Origin of the sequence: Pedobacter antarcticus (assembly GCF_900103515.1) — a bacterium.
Lineage (GTDB): Bacteria > Bacteroidota > Bacteroidia > Sphingobacteriales > Sphingobacteriaceae > Pedobacter > Pedobacter antarcticus.
The window spans coordinates 126,141-146,674 of record NZ_FNGZ01000002.1 but is presented as its reverse complement, the minus strand read 5'-3'; the positions used below and the strand labels follow the sequence as shown (position 1 = coordinate 146,674).

Genomic DNA, 20,534 nt, shown 5'->3' with positions numbered 1-20,534 from the left:
CTACAGTTTATTTCTTTGAAAAACTACTTCAGTTGCCGCTTCCTGTTGTAATGGAATATGGTAACTTCCTTGCGGTGTTTTTTCTATTTTACTTATTTCATAGGCACCTTTTTCGCTCTCGCCGGGCGTTTGTTCATATCTCAGCGACGCAGAAACAGTGAATGCATTACCAGGTGCTAATTTGATATGGACGTCGCCCGATAAAAGGTCATAGGATATTTCAGTGATGCTGCCTGCCTCAAGGTTGATCCATAGGCCTGCAGGGGCAATAAATACTGCGTTTTTAGCTGCAGTAACAGGTTTAACCCTGATCACGTTTTTATCTTTCTCCAGGTTTCCACCAAAACTTAACCAACCAAATTCTTTATGCTCAATTATATAAGTACCTGTGTTAACGGCATAACCGAAGAAACCAGATCCATAATCGCCAGAAATACCATCATTGCGTAAAGTCGAGGGAAAAGCATGAAACGCGGCGGGTGCAAAACCTTCCTCGGTGATATTAGCGATTGAACCCATTAACCCTGCATATCCTGCGCGTAATAAATAAAAGTCATTTGGGTGATTTCGGTAATCGGTTAGAACCGGAATAGAATTCAATGCCGAGCCATAATGATGAATCATTCTTTCTATCCTTTGCAATTTACCGCCATAAAGGAAATCCCAGTAGCGCCTCGCATTTCCGTTATAGGCCCAGTGAGGGATCAGGGGTACATAGGCCAGGATAGCGTTCAGCGTCACCTCTGCTTTATCCTGGAAACCAAAATATGAAGACCACATATATACTTCTTCCTGACCAGTAGAATCCCAAGGCATTTCACTCCCAAAAGGATAAGAAAGGGAACGCCAATGCAATGCACGCTTTTTCATCTCTGTTTCCAGATTAGTGGCTAGTTCTGTCATTCCTTCGGCCTGCAGGTCTTTTAAAATTAGTAAAAAAACCGTGCCTTCCATTTGTCCATATTGTGCATAATGTGGCGCAAGCCGGGTCATGGCTAGAGAAGTCTCTGCAGCATGCGTTAAATAGGTCTTCCAACTATCGAAATCGACCAGCCCTTTATAATTTCTGGCCAGGCGGTACATCACCCAATGCGCAGCGGCTACATGGGGATAGTTATAAGAACGACCAACAGAATTAGCTTCTTTAGTCGGCCATGCAGACCAGGTTTTGAAATTTATATGCTGATCGTAAGTACCTTTGGGTAAAGAATCGGGCGCATAATAAAATAAGCTCTTTTTCACCCCATATTTTTCCGGTCCATTGGCATATTGGATATGCCCGAACATTGTGCTGTCGGCAAACCGTTTTAATAATGCTATTTCAGCAGCTTTAGGCGATACCAATTGCTTCATCATGGCACCAAGCCAGCTTCCGGCGCCTCCCTCATCACTCAATCCTGCAATCCAGGCACGGTTATCCTGCACCACCTGCTCCTTTTTATCATCATCATAAGTGATTACCGATGGACTTCTTTTAAAGATAGGGTCAGGCTGGTCGAACCACTGCTTGGTTGTTAAAAAGTTGCCATAATCAGCAATAACCTGGCTTTCCGGTTTAATAACTTTATAATGCATAGTCTGCACTAAACCGCCTTCATAGGTAACAGTTACCCTTGCCCTGCCCCATTTTTTGCCGTTAACAAGGTAGGTTTTCCAATTGTTTTTGGTGTTTTCAGCAGCTTTCAATGTTAAAGCTTCCTGCGGATAGACCGCAATCGATTTTACTGCTTTAGGATAATTGAGGAATAGCTTCGCATTCACATCCTGTGGTAATACATAACCCGGAACCGAAACTGCTACCGGGCGGTGCTGCTGCTGCAATTTGTTTTCTAGGTTTTTCACTTGACCAGCGACAACTAATTTTAAACCTACCTGACGTAGCTCTCCTGGTTTTAACACGATAGAACGTGGCGTATTCCATTGTTCTACCCCCTGCCATTCTTGTTCGGCATAAGCTTTACTGTACACCATCCACTCATAAAAGCCTTCAAACACAATACTGCGTGGTGTTGGATCATCAAGCAGCGGATTATAAGCTTCGAAGGGGGTGTCACCGTCTGGAAGAACCAATAAAGATGGTGCCAGGCCGCTCAACCGGGTTACTTGCAGGTAACCAGCATCCATACCAATATATGGATCATAAAAAACGTTCTGTGCATGTGCTTCATCCAGCGATTTACCTTCTAAAATATTATTGAAGATCAGCGGAATTCCTAACCCTCCAATCTCCACATTCTTATTACTGATATTTTTAAGTTCAAAGCGCAAAACTAGTTGTCCGTCCTTCATTTCCCAATAACGTCTTACGCGCAAAGGGATATCTGCAGCGAGAGTTGGTGCCAAATCCGAGGCAGCCAACACTTTGCCCCCGCTTTTTAAAACTTTGACAGCGGCACGTTTGGTTGCTGAAGAGTACTTGTGCCAATTCTTCCCTGGAGTCCTTAACATCAGGTTAATATCACCCAAATGATAGAGCCCGTCACTATGCCGAACCTTTAAACGTTCGGAAGGTGTAAAATCAAAATCTTTGACCGCTTTAGAAGACAGCGCAGCAGCAGTTTGCGAAGATTTAACCAGCCTCAACTGCAGATCGCCGGCATCAAAACCAAGCGTACCTTGCGCTAACCCTAAGGAGGCTGGACGGGCCGAAAGTTTTTCCCAGTATTTTTGAGCTATTGCCTGTCGAGGTGTCCCTAAAGTAAATAAGGCCAGTAGAGATAAGCCAGATATAAATCGCAATTTGTTGTGCATCTTTATTTTCATTTAATCAAAACTATAAATTTTGCGATATGCAGAGGTCCTAAAAACCAAAGCGGACAAAATCCGGCAAGTATTGGTTTATTTAAGGCCACTAACTAATACATATCACTAATCTTTAATCGGACACCTGTTAATATCATGTGGTTATTAGGTAAAATAGAATTAAACAAACCCAGGGATTCCGCATAGTTTTATAAAAAATTATCAATCAAAGGAGACACGAAGTCAATGTATGGGGGTGGATAATAAGATTTGGTAATTAGAGAGATATAAAGTTTGCCGATTAAAATGATTTAATATGAAAATGCACAAAAAATTCCTAACCGCAATCCTACTTTTCACTGCTTTAATTCCTATAAATACCGCCCAAGCGCAAAATGGAGACCAGATATTAGATGGGATTGGTGAAACGGGGATGATTGCGCGTTATTTGTTTGATGGAAATGTCAAAGACTGGTCCCGGAATAATTTGCATGCCAAATATCAGGGTAACGAAGCGGTTTTTATTAATGATGCTCGGTTCGGAAAAGTATTGCTGCTCTCTGGTGCTAACAACGCTTTTATTACCATCCCCGGAGAAGCATTGGCGGATACTGAATCTATCAGTATATCTGGATGGATAAATTTACGTTCAGAACAACCTGGTCAACGTTTTTTCGACTTTGGAAAGGATGCCAACAATCATTTTTTTGCAGCACCAGTTGGGACAACTGCTCAAGAAGGTTATCAGGTATTGTTAACAACAGAGAGAAATAATAAAAAAGGGGCTGTGTCTCCTACTATTACCAGGAATAAATGGATTCATCTTGCCGTAGTAATAGATGTTCCTTCAAAATCTATTACTACCTATGTCGATGGCAAGCCTGCAGGTGAAGCAAAGGATATTCTCCCGGATCTAAAAGAAGTGTTTGGCCAGCAGTCAGGAGAAAAAAAACTGCTTTATATTGGAAAATCGCTAGTGCCTGGAGACCCTAATCTAAATGCCCTGATACATGATTTTCGTATTTATCGTGTTCCCCTGAGCAGAAAACAGGTTACGGGGATTTATAATAACTCCCAGAAGGGTATAAATGAAAGTTCGGTAAATGTAGGCAAGTCTGAAGAAGATCTTCCGCATTTTTCTAAAACTACACCACAACTTTATAATACTTATTTGATTCATGTTTCCGATGTGGAGGTGGAAACAGAAGTGGGAAATTTGCCGCGATTACCTAGTTATCTAACGGGAACCTACAAGAATGAAATGAAAGGACCAAAAGTACGCGTTCTTTGGCCTTCTCCTGTCGATAATAGTGCAGTCCTTAAGCCCGGACGCTATGCCGTTACCGGACGTATCGCAGGAACGGATTTCCAGCCAAAGGCATATGTCACAGTAAAAGGATCCGGCAAATCAAATACGCCAAATTCAAAGCTGGAGGAATTTAACCTCAACCAGGTATCTTTAGCAAGCGATGATCATGGCCATGAAACCAAGTTCATCGAAAATCGTGATAAATTTATTACAACACTAGCTAAAACTGACCCAAATTCCTTCTTATATATGTTCCGCCATGCTTTTGGTCAGAAACAACCTGAGGGATCAAAACCTTTGGGCGTGTGGGACAGCGAGGATACCAAATTACGAGGACATGCTACCGGGCACTATCTTACCGCAATAGCACAAGCGTATGCCGGAACAGGATACGACAAGAAACTTCAGGATAATTTTTCTAAAAAAATGGAATATATGGTGAATACCTTATATGAATTATCAAATTTATCTGGAAAGATGAAAAAAGCAGGTGGCAGTTTTGTGTCCGACCCCTCCGCAGTACCTCATGGGCCGGGAAAATCTGGTTATGATTCTGACCTTAGTCAAGCTGGTATTCGTTCCGATTATTGGAACTGGGGAGAAGGGTTCATTAGCGCTTATCCTCCAGATCAGTTTATCATGTTAGAAAATGGTGCTCTTTACGGGGGCAAAAATAACCAGGTTTGGGCACCCTATTATACCTTGCATAAAATTCTGGCCGGCCTGTTAGATGTATATGAAGTAAGTGGCAATAAAAAAGCCCTTGAAACTGCCGCCGGCATGAGTGATTGGGTATATGCCCGCTTGAGTAAATTGCCGACGGCGACCCTTATAAAAATGTGGAATACATACATTGCAGGCGAATTTGGAGGCATGAATGAGTCAATGGCCCGCCTGTACCGGATTACCGGTGATCAGAAGTATATGAAAACAGCCCAATTATTTGATAATATAAAAGTGTTCTTTGGCGACACAGCACATTCGCATGGACTGGCCAGAAATGTAGATACCTTCCGTGGGCTGCATGCTAATCAACACATACCTCAAATTGTGGGAAGTATCGAGATGTACCGTGTCTCCCACAAGCCGGAATATTATAAAGTGGCCGATAATTTCTGGTATAAGACCGTTAATGATTATATGTACAGTATTGGAGGGGTTGCAGGTGCAAGGAATCCGGCAAACGCAGAATGTTTTATTAGTCAACCTGCAACATTATATGAAAATGGATTCTCTGCAGGAGGGCAAAATGAAACATGCGCGACCTACAATATGCTAAAATTAACAAGTAGCTTGTTTCTCTTCGACCAGCGGGCAGAGTTAATGGACTATTACGAGCGTGGATTGTACAATCATATTCTGGCTTCTGTAGCAAAAGATAGCCCCGCAAACACTTATCATATCCCGCTCGGCCCTAGTTCTGTCAAACAATTTAGCAATCCGGATATGACAGGCTTTACGTGTTGCAACGGTACAGCAATAGAGAGTAGCACCAAGTTGCAAAATTCAATTTACTTTAAGAGTAAAGATGACCAGGCACTTTATGTGAATCTATATATACCCTCAACACTAAATTGGACACAACGTAATATTACCGTAGAACAAACAACAAATTTCCCAAAGGAAGACCATACCCGCTTGACTATCAAGGGTAATGGAAAATTCGATATTAATATGCGTGTGCCGGGCTGGGCTACCAAAGGATTCTTCGTGAAGATCAACGGTAAAGAACAAAAGCTTCACGCTGAACCGGGCAGCTACGTGAAAATAAACCGTAAATGGAAAGATGGCGATATTATAGAGCTAAAAATGCCATTCGAATTTCATCTGGATCCAGTTATGGACCAGCAGAATATAGCTAGTTTGTTTTATGGACCCATTCTGCTGGCAGCACAAGAGCCCGAAGCTAGAAAAGAATGGCGTAAAGTAACCTTGGATGCTAAAGATATAAGCAAGTCAATTAAAGGCGATCCGCAGCAGTTAACATTTACGATTGGTGATGTAGTTTTTAAACCGTTTTACGAGACATACGGACGTAATTCTGTTTACTTAGATTTCACTTTAAAATAAGGCATGGTGATCTCCTTATTAGTACATCTGCGCCATCCTTCTATTTTTCCTAAAAAAAAGCTTACAGCCCAGCTTGCCCCTACCGAAATAACAAATGTAATAGTAAACTTAACTATTACAGGCAGATCTATATAGGTTAGAACAAATTGGCACCAGACGACAAAAATATAATGGATCAGGTAAATACCGTAGGCATTATCAGAGAGCTTTTGCCACCAGGGGCTTATAGAATTAAATACTTTTCGGAACAGCACCAGAAATGCTAAACTGCTAAATACGCAAGACAATATCCATATTGACCGGTAAATCAAGAAGGCTTGTACCTCACTTAACTTTTGCTGTTTATATATAAGGGTTAATGGTGCTTCAATAGATTTCAGCAATAAATAAGTTAAAATGCATCCGGCTACCCATAAAAACCATTTCTTAACGAAGAAGCTATTCTCCCCAAAGATCCCCTGATCAATCCCGGAAGTACCAAGAATAATCCCGATGATGAAAAAACTGAAATACAGAAGAACCCTGGATACCTGAAAATCGAAAGGTCCAACTCCGGTCCAGGTTCCGGCCCCGGACAACATTACCATTGGAACATAGCTTAACCACGCGATCAGATAGAAACCCAGGATAATTTTTAATGGTCTGTGTGCATGATTACCAATGCTGCGCCCAATCCTTTTCATAAGTGATTTGACCAACGGAAATAAAATTGCAAATACCAGGTTAAATAAAAACAGAAGCCAGATAAACCACATTGGGCCTGCCGGCCAGGATTCGACAGTAAAAAAATCGATAATATAGCTGCGCAAGTTAAAATTTCCATATGCGAGATAATAAGATGGAAGGTAAGCAATGAGCATAAGCACTGTCGAGCCAAATAGAAATGGAATAAACAACCTATAAAATCTATCAGAAATAAACGATGATTGCCCTTTTTTTTGAATACTGCTCATTAAAAAGATCCCTCCTATGAGAAACATAAGAGCCATAAAGAAAATGTCATTGAAATCCTCAAAATAATCCATTCCCAGCCAACGTGTAATATCGACAACAGGATTAGTTGAACTGACGTACATTTCTTTGTTAAAATTAGCAAAAGTAGTGTAGGCCAGGGAAGAGTGGTGTGCGACAACCAATAAGGTTAGAAAGCCTCGTAAATAATCCAGCCAAGGATAGCGTAGTGTATTTGAGGTGCGATTAATTGGAGAATTCATATGTCAAACTTAATCAAAGCTCATCATTGCGATCGAAACTTGTTACCAGTAACTAAAGTTTGTGATGAATAGCAACCATCTAAAAATCAGTCCATTCCTAGTTCTTTATATAATCGATCAAAAATCCCCAGATTGTTTCTGGAAACCGGAACTGTTTCTTCCGTTCCCTGAAAAGATAGCAGATATCCTTGTGAATTACCCGACACATGATTTACCTGCCCGATATTGATCAGGTAAGTCCGATGACATCTGATCAGATTATCAATACCAGAAATCTGTAACTCAAACTGTTTTAACGAAATCCTGTTGAGCTCCTTTTTTAACCTGTCACTATTTCGCGTAGTTATTTCAATATAATTTCCTTCAGCACGAGCGAACAAAAATGCCGAAGGGTTGAAGTTGAAATCATCCATTCTAACATGCGCTTTGATAAAAACTACATCGGGCTGCACCTGTATATCATTTTCTTTGATCTCCTGAAGATTATACTCTTGCTTCCGGTTTTCCTGCGACCTGAAATAATAATTTGCAAAAAGGAAATACGAACTGAACAGACCACCGGCCAGATAGGTATTTCTAATTTCCTCCCATAAATACCGCAAAGACCAGTTATCTGGATTATTATAAATCAAATCTCTTAACAAGAAGCTCACCACTCCGATAATCAAGAAAATACTGGCCAGAGAAAAAAACAGATGGAAAGTTATCTGTCCATTGTCTAGTAATTCTTCATTTTTAACATACCCAACTATCTTAAAATAACCTATAAATATAAGAGCCGGGGATACAGCATGCACTAAACAGATAAACAGATATGAATATTTAAGTTCCGCTTCATTAACAACAAAAGGTTTAAAAAGGAAAAGGAACAGCAAGGTTACTGAAAATAATAAACCAGCCATTTTCGCAGTTTTATTCAGCTGATAAATATCATACAGATACATCTGTTTACCCAACCCTGTTATATACTGCATTTTAGTATTCCGCCCCTCGTTATATTTAGTCATATATATAGGTCAAATAACTAACTACAAACCTAATCGTCGGCTATTACTTTCTGAAAAGCATCTCTGGGAGTTCCATCGCTTACATATATAATTCCGCAGTAAGCAAAGCCACTGTTCTTCAGGAAATTTTGCATTGGAATATTATCGTGATTGGTATCAACTCTGACATTATTGATGCGGCTAAAAGCAAATTCGAATGCTTTTCTTGCAATCCCTTTTACCGTGCCTGATGAGGCCAATCTATGTATAACACCATATGGCGCATTATTGAGCCAGGCGCCTCCTTCAATTACTTTATAGTTTGGATCGGGATCACTTCCCATTATAAAACAAAAGTAACCTGCAATTTCTGCATCTTCTACACACACAAAAGCGTGTTGATTAAGAATATCTGCTTCTATAATTTCCCTTGACGGGTAGCCATTGATCCATTGCGTTTGATTACCATTCTCTCGCATGATACTTTTCGCCTGGTCAATAATGAACATAATCTGACTAATATCTTCTAATCGGGCGGCAATAATCTCCATCGTAAATTTTAAATAAGTTCATAATTAACTTCCAGGGTGAAATTACCACTTTAGCCCGGAATTATACAAATTATAAGTAACTCAATATCGTTTACGTATGGGCTATACTGGCAAGAAAATCATTAAAATGTTAGAAGTTAAATGTCGACTTGATCATCATGACCCTTCCTGGAATACGATAGCTGGATAAGGTCAACGCATTCGGAGAAAAATCAATGGTTTCAAACTTTTTAATATTAGCCAGATTAGTGACACTAAATTCCAGATTTGTCTTAAATTTCACAAAAACGTACCGTAAATTAAAATCTGTAAATAGATAGCTTAAATCTAACTGACCAGCTTGCCGGGTAAACCGGTGTTCGCCAGATAAAGAGATAAATAAGCTTTTAAATGCAGTAGCCGTTAAGGTCGATTTTTGATTGAACTGTTTAGGGTTTATTCTTATCTGGGCATTATTTCCACCAACATTATTGATGGCGGAATAGTTTCCCTTGTAAGACCAATTTATAAAACTCATTAACCTGGATTCAATACCTAAGCTATAAGATATAGCTGAAGTATTAAAAGGTTCAAATACACCATTTTGCATCTGTTTAAAATTATTTAGACTGTAATTTACCGACCCGTTTACCGTACTTCTGATATCGAACAAATACTTGCTTCCGTTTAACTCAAAAGACCATGCATTACTTTGGTTCTTTACCGGCAATACTATTTTCTTTTGCAGATTATCAGCTAAAATATAGGAAGAAATGGTATTAAATATTATGTGCTCATAGCTGGCAGAAATGCCAAACATGAACATTTGTAAAGGTTTTTTAAATTTAAATGCTGCACCCGCGTTATGTTTTTTTTGTTCGGACACAGGTGCGTCATTAGCAAAAATTGACCTGTAGTTTTTTAAGACACCACCCTTGTAAACGTCATCTATTCCGCCGAATTTATTGTTAAAACTATAATCAGCAGAGACATAATTTTCCAATCCAAGCTTATAGTCCAGGTTTAGTGAAGGATTTACAAATACCCTGTTTAAAGATCTATCCAGCCCTTTATCCGAGTCATTAAAACGAATACTATTATATCCAACAGGTAGATTAAGCGCCGCTTTTAACTTCTGCCCGCTATATTCGTAACTAACTTCAGTATATATTTTCAATTTAAGCCAGTGTAAGTCATTGTTCATGTTTTTCACCGGCTCGTCTGCTCCGTCATTCTGAATACTGTATAAATCTGAAGTAAACTGTTGATTTTGAACGTTGAATCCCGTTTTATAATACTGGGTGAACCTTCCCCTAACTACACCATAGGATAAATGATTATCAGTAAAAAGTGTCGGTATTCTCAACTGTTGATTTAATCCGGCATAGGGCAGTCCACTATTTAAAATCGAGTCATTTACCCCAGGTCTTATTTTAAGAGATTCTGGCTGCATAGTACTATTCAGATAAGAGTAAAAGTTGAGCGTGTTTGACGATTTAAGCTTTTTTCTATAGTTCAGTTCATTTGAAATATCCAACATCTTCTGTCTAAGTACCTGATCTGCGTAAACATTATTAATATTTATACCTGAATTTATTTTTTTAGGTTCATAACTCAGAATCATACTATTACTTAAGAAATAATTATCAGTATTACCTGTAATGTTTAGATCTGCATATAATTTCTGCTGAATAACTTTGCTTTGCTGAACTTCTCCATAGCTGACTGTCTGCCCGTTATTCAAATAAGTATCTGATGAAGTAAGTACATTGTGGTGTTCCTGATGATATAGGTAAGAGAAATTGACTTTAGCATCAAGATCCTTATTGATCTTATAAAAATTGTTCAGGTTTATCAATTCCGATTTATTGAATAAGTACCTGCTTTGCGGAAGCGGAGGATTACCCCCGGTCCCTGTTGAGAGAAAATTTGAGTGTTTATTATTCTCATTTCCATGGTTATTCCTATTATGCGCGGTAATCTCAATACCGGGGTCCGCTCCTATATTATTTCCAGTAAGATTATAAATGAATTTCAGTTTTTTGCCAAACGACATAGCCGTAAAGTTTCCATCAACCTTTTTTGGAGTACCAATACCTAAGCCAGCCTCTTTTATAATATCCAGCTTTGCTTCGTCCTTAATGACTAAATTAATGGCCACATCCCGGCTTATGTTATTTTTACGGAGCAGTTTAACGGGTTGATCCTTTTCTATCACCTGAACTTTAGCCACAGCTCCATGCGGAATTTTTGTCCCGACATTATATCTGTCGTTTAACATATTATCGCCATCTATATATAAATTAGAAATGCCTTTCCCATTAAATTTTATCTTACCGTCGTCCTCGATCTGCATACCTGGTAACTTCTTTAGCACATCTGCAATTGTTCGGTCTTGTGCACTGCTAAAATCTGCCGTTATATAGTTGAGGGTATCTCCATTAATTACTAATACAGGCCTGTTTTTAATTTCTACTGTTTCGAGGTTAATTTCACGCTCTAGCAAAACGAACTCATAATCTTTATCCGGGCCTTTAGCTATTGTAATGGTCTTTTTCTCATAGCCGATTGCACTTGCAGTTAGAAATACATTGTCGTCGAGCTCAGGCATTGTTAAACTGAATAGTCCCTTTTCTGTTGAAAAACCAAAACTTAAAATGCTATCATCTTTCAATTTTAAAGTGACTGTTACCGCAGCAATGGGCTCACCTTTAATATCGATAATTTTTCCTTTTATCTGCTTCTGCCCAAAAACAGATAAAAGGGGTCCCAGTAGTAAAAATACAGTTAACAAACATTGCTTGTTCATTTATTCTCAGGTCTCTCAATTGGATTGTTTTCCTGAGTTCCAATAGTGAAACCGCTGTTCAGAGATACCGTTGACATAGCTATTCTGCCAGAAATGAGAGGTGCGGCATCCATTTGAGACTTAAAAAAACCTTCTGGATCTCTCTCCATTGCTTTTTTAAGTTTATTTATTCCTGACACGTCCGTTCTTATGATGTTTTCTGGAAGTCTGATCTCACCTCCCTGATAAGAATTCATATCGTTAATACAATTCTGAATTTCCAGCTGCATTCCGGCAGTTTCTGAGTTAATTTTATCTATTCCGGCAAATTTGAATTGCACCTCTCTACTGTCATCATAGGCTTCTAGAATTAATCCTGGAAGTCCATTAAGCTTCCAGGGACCGCTTTGAAAAGGTATTTCCTCTGCATACCAGGCAGTCCAATTTCTCCCCTTAAAGTACGCTGTTGCTTTCCGGCAAACTATACCAGAAAAGCTAATTGTGTCATTGGAAGTTTTCCAATTAATCTCCGGCGCGTCTTCTTCTACAAGATATGACCTACCCAATTGCTCTTTTGTATAGAATTTATGCGTTTTTGAAAAGAAATAATAATCAGTTAAGGTAGGCATAGCAATACTTTCGAAACTACCGCCAGCAGTTGCAGATACGGTAGACCGTACAGTTGAACTAACAGACATAAAGGTGCCTTGCCGGGCGGTCGACTTAGACTTCATCCGTTTTATTTCGCCTGCCTGAGCAACGTTAAATGCGCTCGTATAGAGTGATGAATTTCTACCGATCATAAGTAGCATTTCTTCAATATGTACCTGATCTCTTTTAGTCGTATCCCGAAGATGACTGAAATTGTAAGCCACTCTTGCCAGCACCTTATCGGTAGTTTGAGCATAACAGGACATGGTTGCTGCTATAATTATGCAGAATAAAAAATGTTTCATTGGGTTTGTAGTTTGGTCCACTCAGCTACCATTAGCTAAGTCGTCTTTACCCAAATGTATCGATGTAAATCCTGTTAAAACGGCACTTTAACCCTCATTAACAAATTGTCGCTTTGATTTACACTTCGTAACATTCATTTACACTACCGAGCTGTAAACAAAGAAATTACACAGGAAATACCTCCACAAATAAAAAAAAACCAGGATTACCGGATAAATAAAAAAGGCATCTTTTCAGATGCCCTTCAATAATATTATTTAATTTAAGAATCAAAATTTAATCTGTAGTCCTGTTGAAATTAGTTTGTCATTCTCGTAATATTCAAAATGCCATTTCCCGTCTTTTTTTAGCACGACGCCTTTGTTATGTCCATTGTCGGCAATAAAACAATCCGGTATAGAAGTTTTAAAGAGAGTCAGCACTTTTTTTGGTGTGGTATCTATCAACTGAAAACCATTTTCTGTTATCTGAGCATATAATGTTTCTGAGGGTCCGGTACTATCATCTGCTTCTGCAGCCCGATCTTTTAAAACTACAACAGCATCGGGTACTTTTACGCTCGCAACCTTGCTAACTTCACCTATGAAAGTATAAGGAACATCATTTAACGAAATAAAGGCTTTTTTTAAAGCATCATTGTAAGAAGTTTTAAAATCCTTTTCCCTGCTTTTTCCCTCCATACCCTTAAAAACCACATTACCCTTGCAGTCTTTTAAGATCAGTGTAAGTGTTGTCGTAAACATTCCTTTTTTCTCGATAATATCGGCGATCATTGCCTTACATCTATCATTAGCTATATCAGCCGGTAAATTTTTATCATCAAAATAAGCCATAAACCCCTTGTCTCCCAGCAAGTCCTTAGTCAGGTTATTTAGACCATACTGATCAACCTCTTTAGAAAAGCTGTACTGCTCCGGCACCAATACATATTTGTAGTTGTTGATCGTATTCTGAGCATATCCCGATAATGTCGCGAATAATAGCAGTAGTAAAGGATATCTTTTCATAATATAAAAATTCTGCGATTATAACGATTTTTTACAAGAAGGTTCCAAACCTCTCAAAATGACAAGTATACCCGTTTGGCTGTTTTACAAGGTAATCTTGATGTTCATCTTCAGCGGGCCAAAATTTAGTAAAAGGCTCTAGCGTAGTCACCACTTTGCCTGGCCAACGTCCCGATTGATCAACTATGTCGATAACCTGCTGCGCTTCATTTCTTTCTTGTTCATCTTGAATAAATAATGCAGACCGATAACTGGAACCCCTGTCGTTCCCTTGCCTGTCTACAGTGCTTGGGTCATGAACTCTGAAAAAATAATCTAATAGTTCCTTGTACGACGTTTCATTAGCATCGTATGTGATCTCGAGACCTTCGGCATGACCGGGATGGTTCCTATAAGTAGGATTTTCATTTGATCCCCCTAAATAACCAACTTCAGTGTCTTTTACACCGGGACGTACTCGAAAAAGGTCTTCCATTCCCCAGAAACATCCACCGGCTATGTATGATTTTTTTAAATTTTCCATATTGACTGTGTTAGTTTAATACGCTGATACTATTTTATATTACAAATTTAATATAATCCAATCATTCCGTTACTGCTTTAATCAATATTGCAGCAATTCTTTCCTCCTGAAACTCATTTCTGATTATAATAATTTGAGATTGCTATTAATTATTGATCATTGCAAAAGCTAGCTGCAGTTCCTATCTGAGTTTTAGTTTTCAGGATTATTTTTAAAGTTTCTTAATGCCATTTCTCTAAAGACTGGCAACGGATTTGTTTCTAAATAACCAGATAAAACCTGTCCCTTATCTTCATTTGCTGCTTTAAAATAAGCGCTGTTAAATTGCTTCATATTCTTATGATTTCTATCGCGCTCTTCAGATAAAGAACTTACCTTATCTGCGAGTGAAGCTGACGGATCAGGCAAATAGCCCATCATCAATGCAATACTAGAAAAGACATCATTAAACTTATCGGAAACTTCGCGAGAATCGGAATAGTGTTTAATATACCATGCTAAGATGCTTAATAGACTATCCCAATGGTCAGCATTTTTGTTCAGTAAATACCTTAAGGCAAAGGGCCTGACTTCATCTGTTCTCCCGATATCGGTACTAGTAACTACCGCATGAGAGATTCTAGGGTAATATGTAAGGAGCATTTCATCTGAAAATTTTGATAACAATTCCAAATCAATCTCAAAAGACTTCTCAGGCAGACCGTTCACGACATAAATAAGGCTCATCAAACTTTTAGCTCTAATCTTAAAAGTTTCTATATCTGCATGCGCTTGATACATATCACAAAACGCCTGTATTTCTTCTAGATATTTCAAATCCAGCTTATTTGTCGCCGCCTTATAATAAAGCGTTTCAAATTCTTGATTAATTACATTCATAACTTAATTACTCGCTGCCGTTACACTCCAAGCTTCCTAACTCAGTCAATTCCTTTAAGTAATTTTTCGCTTTGTTTTCAGCATACAATTTTGAGTCTTCCAGATGTTTCATTTGAGTAAACGGTTAAGTAAAAATAAAATCAACCAGCCGATCAGGCCTTCTAATATTTTTGTGTTTTACAACCTCCTCCATGATAGCCTCTATTATTGCTAAGATAGTAATACTATAGTTGTAAACTCTTTTGAGATCCTTCCGTTTAATATTTTCGGCTTTAATTTTCCAATTTCATGGAGTACTTGTCAATGCCCTTTCCAAAGCCGTCAGTGATAATATGTTCCGTGACAAATCCTAACTTTTCATAGAATCTAGCAGTATGTTGCGATGTTTCTATACAATAGGTTTTCCCAGGATATATCTTTTTTAACAAATTCAATCTATATTCAGTAAAATACTTTCCTATTCCTTTTCTATGATGGTTAGAATGTACCATGCCCCAGGCCAGGCCGGCCTGATCAGATTTAAGATCAAGAAATATTCCTCCGCAGGCTAATAGCTCTTGATCATCAAATACAACATAATAATGTTTTTCGACATCATTAACCAAATAATAGTCAAATAGCTTTAATTCTTCAGGATCAAAAAACTTTGGCGAATTACTTTTAAAGATTTCAATGCAATGCTCTTGAAAATCCGGAATATATTTAATTATGTGCATAGCCATATGATCAGCGTTCATATACATTTTCGATTATTTCCAGATCATTAGCCACTACTTTGCTAATCATACATTGCAAATTGCATTTATCCCCATTTTATTCCTTTTCTTTCTCCCATTTACGTATTCTCACCCGTGCACTAATATAGGGGAAGGCTGTATGTTAATATATGGAAATGGAATAGAAAAAAACAACAATGTTAGATTTTTTCATTCCTCACTTACTTCAAAAATACAGGGTACTAAATGACTTTGGTAAGGAAATACACATTAAACTATGAAAATGGAAAAAAGACTGATATAGGACTGATGATGAGTATTCTTATCTGAATCATTTTTTTATGTGACAAAGGACATATTATCCTTTTTCTCATTTAAATAAATTTGCATTGAAACTATAAAACAGTGTGACGATGACAAAAAATATAACTATCAAATCCGCGAAACCGTGTTATGACCATATTGGTGGTAAACTGGGTGAAATGTTGCTGAAAATGTTTATTGATGAGGACTGGCTACAAAAAACTGATCCAACAGATAAACATTTTTTCATTACCGAAAAAGGACAAACAGAATTCACTAAACTTGGGCTTGACCTCTCAAAAATTACATCATAACCTGATGAAATTTATAAAAAATACGATTAAGTTATTAGAGGACACGGAGTTCGTACACACCATTTAACGACTTTGTGGAAAAGAAGTGGATTTAATAAAAAGATGATGGAATTTAAAGCGTAGAGACATTAAATATTACAATATTTCCGGTATTCAATAATATTGAGAAATGTGTTTTCATCTTTCGCTTTTTTATACTCTCCAAATATAGAAAAACCCAGCTTTTCAGGAATTCTCCTACTTGGTGCATTATCCTTATCAACAGGATAAATCAAATAGTTGAATTTCAATTTTTCTTCTATAAAATTGATTAACCCTTCGATAATTTCAGTCCCCAGTCCCCGACCATGCACATCTGATTTCAACCAAAGCCCTAGCTCTATAGAATCCTCTGTGATATTGTGAATCCCACAACATCCTAAAAAAACATCACTATCTTTTTGAATAGCAGCGAAAACAAAATCGGTACCATTAATTAAGCCTAGTTTAGCTTTGTCCAAAAAATCTTGAACTTCCCCCTCATTACCATTAGGTGTATAAGGCATATACCTAGTAATCTGAGGTGTAAACTCAATAAGAATCTCATCCTTATATTTATCAGATACAGATATCAGGTTTAATCTTTTGGTTTCTATTTTTATCTGAGACCACATAGGTTATTATATTGAACGAATATATGCCTTTAAATCTCTATATGGTAATTCCAGAACTACAGTCTTCAAACACGATAAAAAACGGATCTAATGCTGCAATTAAAGCCGTCTTTGCTATAAATGCTGAGGTTCCGTCAGCGAAACCAGCAGAGCCAGATCAATTCATAGAATGGCAGTTGCCATTGGCAGATTTATTTAACTCTTGGAGGAATAACAAGAAAATGATTTTGATATAAGGTGTCCAGTATCTACTGTTATATCAAAATCATCAATGTCACGACCCGTATCATCATAAACTCTTTAGCATTTCAAATTGATTGATGTGGTTGCTTAAACCTTGCTTTTCTAAAAATAATTTCAAGTTTTCTGCTTCTTCGTCCATATTGTTGAGCTTTACTTCTTCGCCTGACATTTGCAGCTGTACTGCTGTCAGTAGCTGCGTGCCAATGCTTTTTCTTCTATGTTTAGGAGCTACGGCAATTTGGTAGATGCGTTTATTGGCCGGGTTAAAAAGGACATATCCGACCAGTTCTGCATCAATAAAGGCACCGAAAGCATTGGGTTTTGTAATATCCATGCTTGGAATGGCACTTTGCCAGCTTGGTGAGATATCCCAAAAGGAACGAAAATCCTCCCATATAAAATCTTGTAAAGGCTTAATCGTTGCTGTATTTGAGTGAGATGTTGGCTTTAATTCACCACCAAAGCATAATAGTTTTCGACGAATGGCAAAACCGTTCTTCTGATACGCACGAATGGCAGATTGATTACATTCAAGTACTTCCAGGACAAGCTGATTCACTTTATTCTCCTCAAAAAACGGCTGTATATAGTCGTACATTTTGCCCACCAAACCTTGTCCCCGATATTCAGGAAGTACTCCTGTTCCGGCATTGTACACCACAGTTTTGCCCTCCGCTATCCGTACCCCGTGCATGATAAAGGCAACCGGTTTTTCTGCTTCAAAAACACCAACGGACCATTCTAACAAAATGTTTTCCGATGCCATTTTAAATTGTAACTGTTCTGTATTCAGCTGATATGGTACGATATAATCGGCAAAAGCACCGTTAATAACGTTTAATAAATCAGGGATATCTTGTTGTGTTAATTTACGTATCTGCACTATTTATGTTCTAGGTTTATTTAAAATTTTCAATATTTAAACAATATTCCTGCAAGGTTTCAATGAATTTGGCCACGTGAAACCCGTCACATACTGCATGGTGAACCTGTATTGCCATGGGCATCAAGATATTGTTTCCATCTTTTTGGTATTTCCCCATTGTAAAAGAAGGCGCAAAATAATCGGTGAAATCAGCAATGTTCAGGTTAAAACTGTCAAAATTGATCCACGGAATTGCCGAAATGTTAAAATGATTCTCTGGCGCTTTTTCTGAAAAAAAACGATAGTCGTTGTGGTGCTGCTCTGCCGTTTGATCGTACGCTTTTACAAATTTCGTCAGCTCTTCGGTGTATCGGCACGAAAGTGCCGAAAAAGTTTTCGTTTCCGGATGCAGGACAGTGTAGACCGGATCTACCCGATCCCAGACTATTAATTCACCCTCTTTCATTGCCATTTTAAATTCAGGATGTTTATTTGCTGCTTTTGAAAGCAGATAAATCATCACTGGATAAAATTTATACCCCTGTTCCTTAATAAACGGAATTACATGTGAAATATCAAGCTTAAAAGTCAGGCTAAATCCGCATTTTACCGTATTACGATAAGCATTAAAATGCTCTTTCCGTTTCCATTCTTCGATATTAATTGCTTGATATGTTGTATTCATTCTTAGATGCTGTGTTTAATTTTTATTGCCTTTGTCCGGTTTATGTTTTCCAGTCTAAATGGCATTAATTCTTCCAGAGTTTTGAAAATCCCGTTGCAGACTTCCACGATTGATTTTCTAATCTCAGGAGATAACTGGTTCATGAGTTCACAACACCTGCCAAAAGGCGGAACTTCATTTTCTTAAAGCATTTATAATCTATTCGACCAATTGTTTGCCTTTGTTCCATTTTAGAAAGGAAAGCTAATTTACACTATTCTGTATCATTTGTAATTAAAAAGGTCAGAATTAGCTGGGCAGGGCAAAGCATATCCAATTTTGCACATGGGATTGTAATTGCCAGTAGGATTAATTATAGGACTGGCTGAATCAGGATAGAGTGATGAATAATTAACGCTGGCGAAGTAAATGACACTTTGTCTAAGGCTGCCTGCAAATTTTCGATGGTTTGGTCTTTTGTTGAATATATGCAGGTTATCAAAACAGACCGCTCATAAGACTCAGCATTATTTATGCAAGATGATTATATAGCTATCAATGGGCTCGAATCATAAAACAGCCTTTGCACTACTATCAAGGCCTATAAATATTCCGACAAAAAAACAAAACCCTCTTTACGGATTGTAAAGAGGGTTTGTGGGCCCAGCTGGGCTCGAACCAGCGACCAAAAGATTATGAGTCTTCTACTCTAACCAACTGAGCTATAGGCCCCGAAAATCTATTAGATTTTGCGAGTGCAATGTTACATATTTGTAACGGATTTTAAAAATAGTTTAATGCAAAAAATTAAAAATATCATTTTCGATTATGGGAATGTAATCTTTGAGATAGACTTCAGGATAGCTCAAAATGCTCTGGCACAATTAGGTATACCGGACGTTGACACCTTTTTCGGACATAAAGGGCATAATAATTTATTTGATCTTTTAGAGACCGGCGCCATTACAACTGCGGAATTTCGTGATGGAATTCGCTCTGCAGCACAAAAAAATGGGCTTTCGGATCAGGAAATTGATGCTGCCTGGAATAGTTTACTCATAGGAGTTAAGCCCCAAACACAGGATGTGCTACTTCAGGTGAAAGAAAAATACCGGACATTTCTGTTAAGTAATACGAATCAGATTCATTTTGATTATATTATGCAATATCTGCAGGATGAGTTTCAGGTACCGGACAATAGTCACCTCTTTGAAAAGGCCTATTATTCCCATGAAATGAAGCTGCGTAAGCCTCATGTGGAAATATTCCAGCAAGTATTACAGGAGAATAATCTAGAGCCCGCTGAGACGCTATTTATAGACGACAGTCCGCAGCACCTTGTTGGAGCTAAAGCTGCCGGATTACATACTTTACTGATGACGGAGAATCCCGCAAATCTGGGCTCTTTCCTTAAGAATAATGGAATAAACTTTTAAAATGATTCAAGACAATACAAGCAAACCTCAAAAATTCAATACACTTAAAGAATTCTATCCTTATTATCTGGCTGAACATCAGAACTCGACAAACAGGGCTCTTCATTTTACAGGCGTAGGACTCGCGGCATTACTATTTGTTGCGGCAATGCTTTTCCATGAAGTCATCTTCTTTGCCCTGATGCCTGTATCAGTTTCAGTCTTCTCATTTATAGGACATCGCTATTTCGAAAAGAACAAACCATCCACATTTAAATATCCTTTATGGACATTAATAGGCGATTTCGCATTATTTGGTGACCTGATGATGGGAAAACAGAAATTTTAGCCCATAT

18 protein-coding genes and 1 tRNA gene are annotated in these 20,534 nt (G+C 38.1%); 5 read left to right on the top strand and 14 right to left on the bottom strand.

Going from position 1 to position 20,534, the window contains the following annotated elements; translation table 11 throughout:
• Nucleotides 1-2,751 carry a DUF5695 domain-containing protein gene (locus tag BLR53_RS04275; protein WP_244889449.1) on the bottom strand — a complete coding sequence of 917 codons (2,751 nt, stop codon included), beginning with the start codon at nt 2,749-2,751 and terminating at the stop codon, nt 1-3.
• A gap of 307 nt (nt 2,752-3,058) precedes the next feature.
• Here BLR53_RS04275 and BLR53_RS04270 point away from each other — a divergent pair, with 307 nt between their 5' ends.
• Entirely contained in the window at nt 3,059-6,121 is a 3,063-nt protein-coding gene (locus BLR53_RS04270) for a beta-L-arabinofuranosidase domain-containing protein (RefSeq protein ID WP_074587540.1), read from the top strand.
• Here BLR53_RS04270 and BLR53_RS04265 read toward each other — a convergent pair.
• From BLR53_RS04265 to BLR53_RS04225, 9 genes are all read right to left on the bottom strand, one after another.
• Complete coding sequence (locus BLR53_RS04265) at nt 6,097-7,335, bottom strand: acyltransferase family protein (protein ID WP_074587537.1); 1,239 nt, start codon at nt 7,333-7,335, stop codon at nt 6,097-6,099. The genes BLR53_RS04270 and BLR53_RS04265 overlap by 25 nt on opposite strands.
• 86 nt (nt 7,336-7,421) lie before the next feature.
• A complete protein-coding gene (locus tag BLR53_RS04260; RefSeq protein ID WP_074587535.1) occupies nt 7,422-8,342 on the bottom strand; it encodes a LytTR family DNA-binding domain-containing protein in 921 nt (306 codons plus the stop codon).
• A 29-nt stretch (nt 8,343-8,371) separates the two neighbouring features.
• Nucleotides 8,372-8,872: a GNAT family N-acetyltransferase gene (locus BLR53_RS04255; protein WP_074587532.1), complete on the bottom strand. Its 501-nt coding sequence runs from the start codon at nt 8,870-8,872 to the stop codon at nt 8,372-8,374.
• A gap of 130 nt (nt 8,873-9,002) precedes the next feature.
• On the bottom strand, nt 9,003-11,660 hold the full coding sequence (locus BLR53_RS04250; RefSeq protein ID WP_074587528.1) for a peptidase associated/transthyretin-like domain-containing protein: 2,658 nt from the start codon (nt 11,658-11,660) through the stop codon (nt 9,003-9,005).
• Nucleotides 11,657-12,595, bottom strand: a complete 939-nt coding sequence (locus tag BLR53_RS04245; RefSeq protein ID WP_074587523.1) for a GLPGLI family protein — start codon at nt 12,593-12,595, stop codon at nt 11,657-11,659. The genes BLR53_RS04250 and BLR53_RS04245 overlap by 4 nt, the downstream gene beginning before the upstream one ends.
• A 270-nt stretch (nt 12,596-12,865) precedes the next feature.
• Nucleotides 12,866-13,603, bottom strand: coding sequence for a hypothetical protein (locus tag BLR53_RS04240; RefSeq protein ID WP_074587519.1), 738 nt, complete (start codon nt 13,601-13,603; stop codon nt 12,866-12,868).
• A 31-nt stretch (nt 13,604-13,634) separates the two neighbouring features.
• Nucleotides 13,635-14,126 carry a peptide-methionine (S)-S-oxide reductase MsrA gene (gene msrA, locus BLR53_RS04235; protein ID WP_037443712.1) on the bottom strand — a complete coding sequence of 164 codons (492 nt, stop codon included), beginning with the start codon at nt 14,124-14,126 and terminating at the stop codon, nt 13,635-13,637.
• Between the two features lie 192 nt (nt 14,127-14,318).
• Nucleotides 14,319-15,005: a hypothetical protein gene (locus BLR53_RS04230; RefSeq protein ID WP_074587516.1), complete on the bottom strand. Its 687-nt coding sequence runs from the start codon at nt 15,003-15,005 to the stop codon at nt 14,319-14,321.
• Nucleotides 15,006-15,277: 272 nt separating this feature from the next.
• Nucleotides 15,278-15,742, bottom strand: coding sequence for a GNAT family N-acetyltransferase (locus tag BLR53_RS04225; RefSeq protein WP_176763517.1), 465 nt, complete (start codon nt 15,740-15,742; stop codon nt 15,278-15,280).
• Between the two features lie 392 nt (nt 15,743-16,134).
• Between BLR53_RS04225 and BLR53_RS04220 the strand changes: the two genes are divergently transcribed.
• Complete coding sequence (locus tag BLR53_RS04220) at nt 16,135-16,338, top strand: ArsR family transcriptional regulator (RefSeq protein WP_074587513.1); 204 nt, start codon at nt 16,135-16,137, stop codon at nt 16,336-16,338.
• A gap of 128 nt (nt 16,339-16,466) precedes the next feature.
• Here the strand turns inward: BLR53_RS04220 and BLR53_RS04215 are convergent, their stop codons facing one another.
• Nucleotides 16,467-16,991 carry a GNAT family N-acetyltransferase gene (locus tag BLR53_RS04215; RefSeq protein WP_074587508.1) on the bottom strand — a complete coding sequence of 175 codons (525 nt, stop codon included), beginning with the start codon at nt 16,989-16,991 and terminating at the stop codon, nt 16,467-16,469.
• 41 nt (nt 16,992-17,032) lie between these two features.
• Here BLR53_RS04215 and BLR53_RS04210 point away from each other — a divergent pair, with 41 nt between their 5' ends.
• A complete protein-coding gene (locus BLR53_RS04210; RefSeq protein ID WP_143007823.1) occupies nt 17,033-17,227 on the top strand; it encodes a hypothetical protein in 195 nt (64 codons plus the stop codon).
• Between the two features lie 53 nt (nt 17,228-17,280).
• On the opposite strand, the gene BLR53_RS04205 is transcribed toward BLR53_RS04210, so the two are convergent.
• The 3 genes from BLR53_RS04205 to BLR53_RS04195 all read right to left on the bottom strand — a co-directional run bounded on the left by BLR53_RS04205 (nt 17,281) and on the right by BLR53_RS04195 (nt 19,495).
• The gene (locus BLR53_RS04205) at nt 17,281-18,117 is read right to left on the bottom strand and encodes a GNAT family N-acetyltransferase (RefSeq protein ID WP_037443722.1); all 837 of its coding nucleotides are present in this window, start codon (nt 18,115-18,117) and stop codon (nt 17,281-17,283) included.
• A 16-nt stretch (nt 18,118-18,133) separates the two neighbouring features.
• Nucleotides 18,134-18,784 carry a type A chloramphenicol O-acetyltransferase gene (gene catA / locus BLR53_RS04200; protein WP_074587499.1) on the bottom strand — a complete coding sequence of 217 codons (651 nt, stop codon included), beginning with the start codon at nt 18,782-18,784 and terminating at the stop codon, nt 18,134-18,136.
• 637 nt (nt 18,785-19,421) lie between these two features.
• A tRNA-Ile gene (locus BLR53_RS04195) sits at nt 19,422-19,495 on the bottom strand.
• Between the two features lie 65 nt (nt 19,496-19,560).
• Here BLR53_RS04195 and BLR53_RS04190 point away from each other — a divergent pair.
• Both BLR53_RS04190 and BLR53_RS04185 read left to right on the top strand, forming a co-directional pair.
• Entirely contained in the window at nt 19,561-20,199 is a 639-nt protein-coding gene (locus BLR53_RS04190) for an HAD family hydrolase (RefSeq protein WP_170844846.1), read from the top strand.
• A gap of 1 nt (nt 20,200) precedes the next feature.
• Nucleotides 20,201-20,527 (top strand): Mpo1-like protein, encoded by a 327-nt coding sequence (locus BLR53_RS04185; RefSeq protein WP_037443728.1) that lies wholly within the window; start codon nt 20,201-20,203, stop codon nt 20,525-20,527.
• Nucleotides 20,528-20,534: the final 7 nt, after the last annotated feature.

What these genes read in the sequence shown, in the direction of transcription:
- BLR53_RS04275 (WP_244889449.1), bottom strand. Translation starts at nt 2,751, where the DNA reads ATGCACAACAAATTGCGATTTATATCTGGCTTATCTCTACTGGCCTTA.
- BLR53_RS04270 (WP_074587540.1), top strand. Translation starts at nt 3,059, where the DNA reads ATGAAAATGCACAAAAAATTCCTAACCGCAATCCTACTTTTCACTGCT.
- BLR53_RS04265 (WP_074587537.1), bottom strand. Translation starts at nt 7,335, where the DNA reads ATGAATTCTCCAATTAATCGCACCTCAAATACACTACGCTATCCTTGG.
- BLR53_RS04260 (WP_074587535.1), bottom strand. Translation starts at nt 8,342, where the DNA reads ATGACTAAATATAACGAGGGGCGGAATACTAAAATGCAGTATATAACA.
- BLR53_RS04255 (WP_074587532.1), bottom strand. Translation starts at nt 8,872, where the DNA reads ATGGAGATTATTGCCGCCCGATTAGAAGATATTAGTCAGATTATGTTC.
- BLR53_RS04250 (WP_074587528.1), bottom strand. Translation starts at nt 11,660, where the DNA reads ATGAACAAGCAATGTTTGTTAACTGTATTTTTACTACTGGGACCCCTT.
- BLR53_RS04245 (WP_074587523.1), bottom strand. Translation starts at nt 12,595, where the DNA reads ATGAAACATTTTTTATTCTGCATAATTATAGCAGCAACCATGTCCTGT.
- BLR53_RS04240 (WP_074587519.1), bottom strand. Translation starts at nt 13,603, where the DNA reads ATGAAAAGATATCCTTTACTACTGCTATTATTCGCGACATTATCGGGA.
- msrA (WP_037443712.1), bottom strand. Translation starts at nt 14,126, where the DNA reads ATGGAAAATTTAAAAAAATCATACATAGCCGGTGGATGTTTCTGGGGA.
- BLR53_RS04230 (WP_074587516.1), bottom strand. Translation starts at nt 15,005, where the DNA reads ATGAATGTAATTAATCAAGAATTTGAAACGCTTTATTATAAGGCGGCG.
- BLR53_RS04225 (WP_176763517.1), bottom strand. Translation starts at nt 15,742, where the DNA reads ATGAACGCTGATCATATGGCTATGCACATAATTAAATATATTCCGGAT.
- BLR53_RS04220 (WP_074587513.1), top strand. Translation starts at nt 16,135, where the DNA reads ATGACAAAAAATATAACTATCAAATCCGCGAAACCGTGTTATGACCAT.
- BLR53_RS04215 (WP_074587508.1), bottom strand. Translation starts at nt 16,991, where the DNA reads ATGTGGTCTCAGATAAAAATAGAAACCAAAAGATTAAACCTGATATCT.
- BLR53_RS04210 (WP_143007823.1), top strand. Translation starts at nt 17,033, where the DNA reads ATGGTAATTCCAGAACTACAGTCTTCAAACACGATAAAAAACGGATCT.
- catA (WP_074587499.1), bottom strand. Translation starts at nt 18,784, where the DNA reads ATGAATACAACATATCAAGCAATTAATATCGAAGAATGGAAACGGAAA.
- BLR53_RS04190 (WP_170844846.1), top strand. Translation starts at nt 19,561, where the DNA reads ATGCAAAAAATTAAAAATATCATTTTCGATTATGGGAATGTAATCTTT.
- BLR53_RS04185 (WP_037443728.1), top strand. Translation starts at nt 20,201, where the DNA reads ATGATTCAAGACAATACAAGCAAACCTCAAAAATTCAATACACTTAAA.